This is a genomic window from Pseudoalteromonas sp. PAR1 (genome assembly GCF_947311895.1).
Taxonomy (GTDB): Bacteria; Pseudomonadota; Gammaproteobacteria; order Enterobacterales; family Alteromonadaceae; genus Pseudoalteromonas; species Pseudoalteromonas lipolytica_C.
On the sequence record NZ_CAMZMY010000054.1, the window covers coordinates 1 to 1,186 of the forward strand.

Annotated in this window: 1 protein-coding gene; it reads left to right on the top strand. The window is 46.2% G+C overall.

Annotated elements, in window-relative coordinates; translation table 11 throughout:
• Entirely contained in the window at positions 1-1,185 is a 1,185-nt protein-coding gene (tuf, locus tag QL229_RS20510) for an elongation factor Tu (protein ID WP_135922804.1), read from the top strand.
• Position 1,186 lies beyond the last annotated feature (1 nt).

The following is a 1,186-nucleotide window of genomic DNA, read 5'->3' on the forward strand; positions in this document are numbered from 1 at the left end:
ATGGCAAAAGAAAAGTTTGAACGCGTAAAACCGCACGTAAACGTTGGTACAATCGGCCACGTTGACCACGGTAAAACAACTCTAACAGCAGCAATCACTAACGTACTTGCAAAAGTATACGGTGGTGTAGCTAAAGACTTCGCATCAATCGATAACGCTCCAGAAGAGCGTGAGCGTGGTATCACAATCTCAACTTCACACGTTGAGTACGATACTCCAACTCGTCACTACGCACACGTAGACTGTCCAGGACACGCCGATTATGTTAAAAACATGATCACTGGTGCTGCTCAAATGGACGGCGCAATCCTAGTAGTTGCTGCGACTGACGGTCCTATGCCACAAACTCGTGAGCACATCCTACTTTCTCGTCAGGTTGGTGTACCTTACATCATCGTATTCATGAACAAATGTGACATGGTTGACGACGAAGAGCTACTTGAGCTAGTTGAGATGGAAGTTCGTGAACTTCTTTCTGAGTACGACTTCCCAGGTGATGACCTACCACTAATCCAAGGTTCTGCGCTTAAAGCGTTAGAAGGCGAGAAAGAGTGGGAAGACAAGATCGTTGAACTAGCAGACGCGCTAGATTCATACATCCCAGAGCCAGAGCGTGACATCGATAAGCCATTCATCATGCCTATCGAAGACGTATTCTCAATCCAAGGTCGTGGTACTGTTGTAACTGGCCGTGTTGAAGCTGGTATCATCAACGTGAATGACGAAGTTGAAATCGTAGGTATCAAAGAAACTACGAAGACAACTTGTACAGGTGTTGAGATGTTCCGTAAGCTTCTAGACGAAGGTCGTGCGGGTGAGAACATCGGTGCACTACTACGTGGTACTAAGCGTGAAGACGTTGAGCGTGGTCAAGTACTTTGTAAGCCTGGTTCAATCAAGCCACACACTAAATTCACTTCAGAAGTATACGTACTTTCTAAAGATGAAGGTGGTCGTCACACTCCTTTCTTCAAAGGTTACCGTCCACAGTTCTACTTCCGTACAACTGACGTAACAGGTGACGTACAGTTACCAGAAGGCGTAGAAATGGTAATGCCTGGTGACAACATCAAGATGACTGTAGAGTTAATCTGCCCAATCGCGATGGACGAAGGTTTACGCTTCGCTATCCGTGAAGGTGGCCGTACAGTTGGTGCTGGTGTTGTTGCATCTATCGTTGAGTAAT